This is a genomic window from Mordavella massiliensis, assembly GCF_016902415.1.
GTDB classification, from domain to species: Bacteria; Bacillota; Clostridia; order Lachnospirales; family Lachnospiraceae; genus Merdimonas; species Merdimonas faecigallinarum.
Map to the genome: position 1 here is coordinate 1 of NZ_JACJLV010000066.1, position 8164 is coordinate 8164.

7 protein-coding genes and 1 pseudogene are annotated in these 8164 nt (G+C 39.9%); 7 read left to right on the forward strand and 1 reads right to left on the reverse strand.

From position 1 onward, the window contains the following. Positions 1-977 (forward strand): PDDEXK family nuclease (locus tag H6A13_RS12080; RefSeq protein ID WP_204909805.1); only part of this gene is annotated, 977 nt, incomplete at its 5' end. A 94-nt stretch (positions 978-1071) separates the two neighbouring features. Here H6A13_RS12080 and H6A13_RS12085 read toward each other — a convergent pair. Continuing rightward, on the reverse strand, positions 1072-1299 hold the full coding sequence (locus tag H6A13_RS12085; protein WP_204909806.1) for a hypothetical protein: 228 nt from the start codon (positions 1297-1299) through the stop codon (positions 1072-1074). 34 nt (positions 1300-1333) lie between these two features. Between H6A13_RS12085 and H6A13_RS12090 the strand changes: the two genes are divergently transcribed. From H6A13_RS12090 to H6A13_RS12115, 6 genes and pseudogenes are all read left to right on the forward strand, one after another. Continuing rightward, positions 1334-1921: a type IV toxin-antitoxin system AbiEi family antitoxin domain-containing protein gene (locus H6A13_RS12090; RefSeq protein ID WP_204909807.1), complete on the forward strand. Its 588-nt coding sequence runs from the start codon at positions 1334-1336 to the stop codon at positions 1919-1921. Continuing rightward, on the forward strand, positions 1918-2781 hold the full coding sequence (locus tag H6A13_RS12095; protein WP_204909808.1) for a nucleotidyl transferase AbiEii/AbiGii toxin family protein: 864 nt from the start codon (positions 1918-1920) through the stop codon (positions 2779-2781). Before H6A13_RS12090 ends, H6A13_RS12095 begins: the two co-directional genes overlap by 4 nt. Before the next feature lie 232 nt (positions 2782-3013). Continuing rightward, positions 3014-5779 carry a TOTE conflict system archaeo-eukaryotic primase domain-containing protein gene (locus H6A13_RS12100; protein WP_420827235.1) on the forward strand — a complete coding sequence of 922 codons (2766 nt, stop codon included), beginning with the start codon at positions 3014-3016 and terminating at the stop codon, positions 5777-5779. Positions 5780-6167: 388 nt separating this feature from the next. Then, positions 6168-6374 (forward strand): annotated as a pseudogene (locus tag H6A13_RS13585) (AlbA family DNA-binding domain-containing protein); the annotation flags it as partial. A gap of 156 nt (positions 6375-6530) precedes the next feature. Continuing rightward, positions 6531-7637: an ATP-binding protein gene (locus H6A13_RS12110; protein ID WP_204909811.1), complete on the forward strand. Its 1107-nt coding sequence runs from the start codon at positions 6531-6533 to the stop codon at positions 7635-7637. Between the two features lie 75 nt (positions 7638-7712). Then, positions 7713-8164, forward strand: a 452-nt coding sequence (locus H6A13_RS12115) for an SIR2 family protein (RefSeq protein ID WP_204909812.1), incomplete at its 3' end; no start/stop codon positions are given.

Genomic DNA, 8164 nt, shown 5'->3' on the forward strand with positions numbered 1-8164 from the left:
ATATTGACTATAGACTTTATTGTCAACCTGAATGGTGCAGAGGAAAAGAAAAAATAATAAGTGAGAAAAATATTAATATAATACTACATTTAGATGAATCTAAAACATCACAAATCGTATCAGAATATATAAGGGAAACAGCAGATTCTTATCAATGCATTCCTAATCTTTTTGAAGATGACGACACACTCAATATAAAGGTTACCTATAATAATAGACCTGAACATGTTAGATTCTTATACTATTGTGCTAAATTGTATAGTGATATATTCGGAAATGGTTTGTTTGATTTGTCTATTGATAGTTTTGAAAAAGGAAGTCAAAACAATAGATTTGAATACAAAAACATATTGTTGATTCCTGAACAAGAATTTCTATTCTATAAAAACTGTAATAAATTGCTTTATCAACGTTGTGGTGAAAATATAGCTATAAATAGACTGCCTTTAAAAATTTATGAAGAATGTATTACTAGTCGAGAAATGATTATATATATGTATCAATATCTTCGTGATATTGCACCATCAGAGTATGAAGCTGATTGGATTTTATCCTATATGGGAAAATCGGAGCATTCATTTGAGAAAGAACGAGAAATGTATAATGCTATTTTTAATAAAATAGCCAAAGCTGAAAAACTATCTAATAGATGGAAAAGTGAATATGAACTTTATAAGCTGGTGGCCAAAGAATATAATGATGCTGTTTACCAGTATCATTCAAATTGGTTAGGCAGACAATCTTTAGATATTTTTGTTCCATCCCAAAGAATTGCATTTGAATACCAAGGCAGACAACATTATCATGCTGTAAAATTTTTTGGTGGGGATACACAATTGGAAAAACAGAAAATAAGAGATGCTGAAAAAAAGAGGAAATGCAATAGTGAGGGAATTACGCTTATCGAATGGAAATATGATGAACCAATTAGCAGAATAATATTGCAAGAAAAACTTGAACAGGCAGAAGGACTGTAAAGAAAAGTTTGCAAATGAGGTTCTTTTGTGATTAGAATGAGAGAGAAACTTGTTAATTGGGTATAAGAGATAAGAGAGGTGTCCTCAATCGCATTCAGTCTTCTACGGTTTGCAACGCATTTGCAACAAATCCTGGCTGAATCCCTGTATTTCCGCTATTTTCGGTTACCCAAACGTTAATCGGATACAACAATATACGATCCAGACGCCGCAAGGCGCTGCATGGCCTCTCAGGACATTTGTTCTGGGAGGTTTTTGTATTTATATATTTACCTGTGAGCAGTACAAAACTATAAATAATAAAATGCTTGATTTTCACCATATAATCTCATATTATTGCATTAAGAGGTGAAAATATGATAAAAACGACTGAAATGATGCTAGAAGAATTAAAAGAATATTCCAATCCGGCGGCCAGACTTTCGCGTATGGCGAAGCAGGGAGAATGTTTTCCGATTGTACGGGGGCTATATGAGACTGACCGGACAGTTCCGGGATATTTATTGGCAGGGAGTATCTATGGACCATCTTATATTTCTTTCGAGTATGCGCTTGCGCATTATGGTCTGATACCGGAGACCGTATATACGATTACTTGTGCCACTTTTGAAAAAAAGAAGAAAAAAAGATATGAAACAATGTTTGGCACCTTTATTTATCGAGATGTTCCCTCTGAGGCATTTCCGCTAGAACTTAAGGTTGTGCAGGAAAAGGAGTATTTTTACCGTATTGCAGAACCCGAAAAGGCCCTGTGCGATAAGCTGTATACAATGCATCCGGCGGCAAACGGCAGAGAACTTTTTGCGCTTCTGGCGGAAGACCTGCGAATTGAAGAAACGGACCTGTGTAAATTAGATGCGGATAAAGTGTCGGTTTTAGCAGAACATTATCATTCTGGAAATGTAAAGAAAATGGCGTCGTTATTGCGGAGGATGAAGAGATGAATACGGCAATTGAACAGATGTTGAAGAACTATCAGATAGAAAATATATATGACCAGAAAAATGCGATGAAAGAAATCATGCAGGAGATTGTCCTGTGCGGACTTTCGCGGGCGGGGTTTTTTCAGAAAGCAGCTTTTTATGGGGGAACGGCACTTCGGATTTTTTATGGGCTGGATCGTTTCTCTGAGGATCTGGATTTTTCTTTGGTGACAGCGGATCCGGATTTTGATCTGACCGTTTATTTTCCGGCCCTGGAGAAAGAGGTACGTGCTTTTGGCCTGCATGTTACGATACAGGAGAGGGAAAAGACGAAGGAAAGCAATATCCGTTCTGCTTTTTTGAAAGGAAATACCAAAGAACATCTTTTGCTGTTTTATGCGGATGAGGATCTGGCGGGAAGTGTTGCCAGAAGTGAGGTTGTTAAAATAAAATTCGAGGTCGACATCAATCCGCCGGAGTATGCCGGTTTTGAGCATAAATACCGGCTTCTTCCGACACCATATGAAGTGAACCTGTATGATATGCCGTCTTTGTTTGCCGGGAAGATCCATGCGGTGCTCTGCAGAGCGTGGAAAAGCAGGATAAAAGGCCGGGATCTGTATGATTATGTATTTTATCTCTCCAGGGGGAGTGCTGTGAATCAAAAACATTTGCGGGCACGGCTTCTGCAGTCCGGCTTTATTTCTGAGGATGTGGAATGTACGCTTCCGGAACTGAGACATATGTTGTATGAAAGATTTGATACTATTGATTTCCGCCAGGCGAAACAGGATGTAGAGCCGTTTATTAGAGACACAGTTTCTTTGAATATGTGGAACGCAGACTTTTTCAAGCAGATTACAGCGGGACTGCGGTTCTGAAGCAGAGAGAAAACAGGTGGGTAAAATGAGAGAGCCGATTGAAAATATCAGTCTGTTACAGAAACAAATCAATAATCTACAGCTTGAGAATCAAATCCTGAAAAGCATTCTGGATCGTTCAGGTATTTCGTATACACACGAAATTGCCCGGATCGGAGAACCGGAAAAAGCAGAAGGATACGATCCAGACCAGGGCGCACGGATCATTCATCCAGGACAGATTACGGTTGAAATGGCAAATTTGTTTTATGCCAGATTCTGGGGGCGCCAGGATGTTTATGCAAGACGGAGCGAGAAAAAATCCACAGGAGAAGCAGGATATTACACACAGTGTCATAATCGGTGGGAGGATATCTGCCCTAAAATGCGTCATGAGAAAATGAATTGTAAAGACTGTCCCCATCAATCGTATAAACAGTTGACTGTGAATGATATACTGGCTCATTTATATGGAAAATCATATAACGGTTCAGATGTGATCGGTGTTTATCCATTATTAAAAGATGGAACCTGCCGTTTTCTTGTATTTGATTTTGATAATCATGAAAAGAATGCGGAAAAGAAGGATTTTGCTAATACAGACGAGGCGTGGATGGAAGAAGTAGAAGCTATGCGGATGATCTGCAGTTTAAACGGGATAGATCCCCTGGTGGAGCGTTCCAGATCCGGCAGAGGAGCGCATTTATGGATATTCTTTGATAAACCGATTCCGGCAACGCTGGCAAGAAGGTTTGGTTTTGCTCTGCTGGAAAAGGGAGCGGAGCAGGTGAATCTGAAATCATTCAAATATTATGACAGAATGCTTCCGGCCCAGGATACTCTGTCAGAAGGTGGATTGGGGAACTTAATCGCACTGCCATTACAGGGACAGGCGCTGCAAAAAGGAAACAGTGCTTTTGTAGACAACAATTGGAATGCTTATCCGAACCAGTGGGAGGTGCTTTGGAGCAAGCCGCGGCTCTCTGTTGAGTTTATAGAGATAAAAATAAAAGAATGGACAGCATCGGATATTACGGAAGCAGCAGATGATAATGGAACCGATGGAGAACGAGAGGAGCCATGGAAAAAGGAAAAGCCTTTTCATCGGGAAGATGTGGATGGAAATTTGAGGCTTGTTTTATCTAATGGTTTATATATAGACAGTCTAAATCTGAAAGCGGGAATCCAAAATCAGATCAGACGCCTTGCGGCCATAAGAAATCCGGCTTTTTATAAAAATGCGGCAATCGGCATGTCGAATTTTGCCACATCTCAGTGGATATATCTTGGAAAGGATCACTTGAGCGGATATATTGAAATTCCAAGAGGGGTGTATGATAAATTAAGGGGAAAAATAAATGAAGCAGGTATTCCGTGTGAAATCAAGGATGAACGTCAGTGTGGCAGACATATCCATGTTGTCTTCAAAGGGGAACTGCGGGAGGAACAAAGGTCGGCGCTGGAAGAGATGATGAAATATGATAATGGAATTCTTCAGGCGGCGACCGCTTTTGGGAAAACGGTTGTATGCAGCGCGATGATCGCAGAGAAAAAAGTTAACACACTGATTATTCTTGAGTCGTCCGCTTTGCTGGATCAGTGGAAAGATGCATTGGAGCAATTTCTTGATATAGATGAGCAGTTACCGGAATATAAAACGAAAACCGGACGGATTAAAGTACGTAAAAGTCTGATAGGAAAACTGCAGGGCGCACATGATTCTATGACAGGTATTGTAGACATTGCGATGGTCGGCTCTTTGTGCAAAAAGGGAGAATGGCATTTGTTACTGGATCAGTATGGGATGATCATTGTGGATGAATGCCATCACGCAGCTTCAGATACGATTGCGGAAGTATTACAAAAAGTACCGGCTAAATATGTATATGGCGTTACTGCAACACCTAAGCGGGCAGATGGTCTGGAAAAAGTTAATTATATGCTGCTAGGACCGATTCGATATAGCTATTCTTCAAAAGAAAAGGTAAAAGCACAGGGAATCCCGCATCTGGTGTATCCGCGGTTTACAAGAACAGTGCTGCCAAGAGGTGTTATAATAGAAAAGATGCATCCGAATGAGGCGTATGAAATTCTCAGGCAGAATGAAGTCAGAGATGAACAAATTCTTTCGGATGTAAAAGAATGCATAGCAGCAGGAAGAACTCCGGTGATACTTTCTAAATATAAAGATCATTCAGAAAGATTATACGAACGAATAAAAGATTGTGCAGATAAAGTATTCTTGATGACAGGAAATAATTCGAAGAAAGAGCACAGAAAGATACGGGAGCAATTGCGTGAGACTGCGCTTGAAGAGACATTGGCCCTTGTTGCTACAGGCAGCCTGATCGGTGAAGGGTTTGACTTTCCCCGCCTGGATACACTGATCATGGCAACACCGGTTTCGTTCCGAAGTGTTGTAGAGCAGTATGCCGGACGGCTGAATCGGGACTATGTCGGGAAAAAGGACGTGATTGTTTTTGACTACGTTGACAGCCATATTCCGATGTTTGAAAAAATGTATGCGAAAAGAATGAAAGCATACCGACAGATCGGATATGAAATCTGCAGCGGGCTGCATAGCGAAAAACAGAAAACCAATGCAATTTTTGACAGCGAAAATTACCGGGAAGTATTTAAGAAGGATCTGCTTGAGGCTGAACAGAGAATTATAATATCCAGTAGTGTTATCAGTTCCCAAAAGGTTTATGATCTCATAGCTATGCTGAAGGAAAAGCAGGAGCAGGGAGTTGAAGTGACAATCATTACATGGCAACCGGACGATTATGGCTTTGGTGATGCGGGGTTCTGGATGCAGCTACATGAAGATATGCGCCAGGCGGGATTTTTTGTTAAATCAGTAGAGGACTCTTGTGAGAATTTTGCGGTTATAGATCAGGAGATTGTCTGGTACGGTAATATCCATTTGCTGGGTAAAGAAAAGATTGAAGACAGTATTATGCGGGTGAAAGATAATACAATTGCAGCTGAATTGATGGAACTGGTATTTAAGGGATAAAAGAGAGGCGTCCTCAATCATGTTCGGTCTTAGACGGTTTGTAACGCATCTGCAACAAATCCCGGCTGAATCCCCGTATTTCCGCCATTTTCGGTTCTCCAAGCGTTAATCGGATACAACAATATACGATCCAGACGCCGCAAGGCGCTACATGGCCTCTCAGGACATTTGTTCTGGGAGGTTTTTGTATTTCTTAATGCAATAATTGAAAACAAACTGGCGTTCTGTTAAAATATACTTAATTACTTATATTTAGAATTACTGCATGGTGTATTAGAACAAGAAAATAAAATAATTAAAAGGAAGAGACTGCGGTTATGAAGTTTGAAGATTTTCAGGGAATAGAAGCGACACATTTGGATTACAAAGTGTCTTAGAAAAAGAAAAACCTAAAAGCTGGTTAAAATCTGTTGTGGCGTTTGCAAATACAAAGGGCGGACATATTCTCTTTGGTGTGACTGATAATGGGCATGACCCGATTGGACTTGATGATGCACAGAGTACAGCAAGTAAAATTTCAGAGCTTTTAACCTCAAGAGTAGGCCTCAAGAGTAGAACCACCGGTATGCTACACGTTGACACCTTTCAGCAGTAGAATAGAAGGCAGGTTATGTATTGACCTTGAAGTAGCTAATGGACCTCATTATCCATATTACTATGTTCATGAAAAACAAGAGAAATATATGTAAGACGAGGAGACAGAACTGAAATTTCTACTGTAATTGAACAGAACAATCTGATTCTGAAAGGAATGAATAAAACATATGATTCCCTTCCTAGTTCCTATAACTTATCAGATGTCAGTTTTACACTGCTCGCAGCTACATTTAAAAAGGAAACAGGGGACGATTTCGATTTGACAAAAGATCTTGTTTCGATGGGGTTCGTGACAGAAGACGGAATAGTAACAAATGCCGGATTGCTTCTTTGTGATCAAGGCTATTTAAAACAATCAAAAGTCGTATGCACTAGATGGAAAGGTATAGAAAAGGGCTCTGTAGAAGGAGATGCATTAGATGATGAGGAATTTACCGGTGTAAGCTTAATAACGCTTTTGGCAAATGCGGAGGCCTTTATCCGCACTAACTCAAAGAATCCGTGGTCGATTCGGGGGATGCGTCGGGAAGAGAAAAGTGATTATCCTTTCAAAGCAGTCCGGGAAGTTCTGGTGAATGCGCTCATTCACAGGGATTATCAGAGTATAGGTGCAGAAGTGCATGTAGATATGTACGATGATAGGATAGAAATATCCTCTCCTGGAGGAATGATAAATGGGAGTCGAATACAAGATATGGATTTAAGGCGCGTGCCATCTATGCGGCGAAATGAGATTATTTCTGATGCTTTTGGAAGGCTTCATTATATGGAACGCCGGGGAAGTGGTATTCGGAGAATCCTTAATTCTTATGTTGATTATGCAGAGCAACCAGAATTCTATTCTGACGAATATTTTTTTATTGTAACTTTGCCAAATCGAAGTGAAGCCCGTTCCGCACAGTTGGAACTGGAATTAGAAATTGGAAACGCAAAACTGCAACAATCTTCCGATAAACTGCAACAATCTTCTGATAAACCGCAACTTTCTCTTAGAGATATGCAACTTTCTTTGGGTGAAAAGGAGAAAGAAGAGTTGAGAAAGTGGCTTAAATGTAGGGCGGGAAGGAATTTCAATAAGAGAAATTTAGAAAAGTTGCAGGAATTATTGGAGAAATATGGATCAGAGTATTATTTTAATCGGACGACAATAGCAAATGCTTTCGGTATTTCGGAGAACGCAGCATCAAGAATTATTAGAAAATCGGTGGATTGCGAAATTATGCGAAAAGAGAAAAATGGCGAGTACTATTTTAACATGTAATAGCCCTAAATGTAGGATTTGGGATACAACTATCGTATATTGTAAAAGTGCTGATAGAAATTCAGGAGGAAGCAATTGTTTATAGATGGAATAAATTTCCCTAATGAAATAATAGAAGCAATAAGAAAGAATAACTTTGTGGTATTTGCAGGAGCAGGCGCATCTGTGGATGCGCCCACATCACTTCCCGATTTTGTAGACCTGGCAAAGAAGATTGCTGAGGGGACTGGAGAAATATTAAAAGAAGATGATACTTGCGAGGCATTTCTCGGATATCTGAAGTCAAAAAGTATAGATGTAAATAAACAGGCTGCAGAATTATTATCGGGTACATGCCTTAAGCACAATCAAACACATGAAGCAATCATTGATCTGTTTGCGGATCCTTCCAAAATAAAAATTATTACAACCAATTATGACCAGATGTTTGAGCAAGTATTGGAGTCAAGAGGACTGAGCGTTTCTGCATATAATGCTCCGGCACTGCCATTAGGAAATGATGTGGACGGTATTATTCATGTTCATGG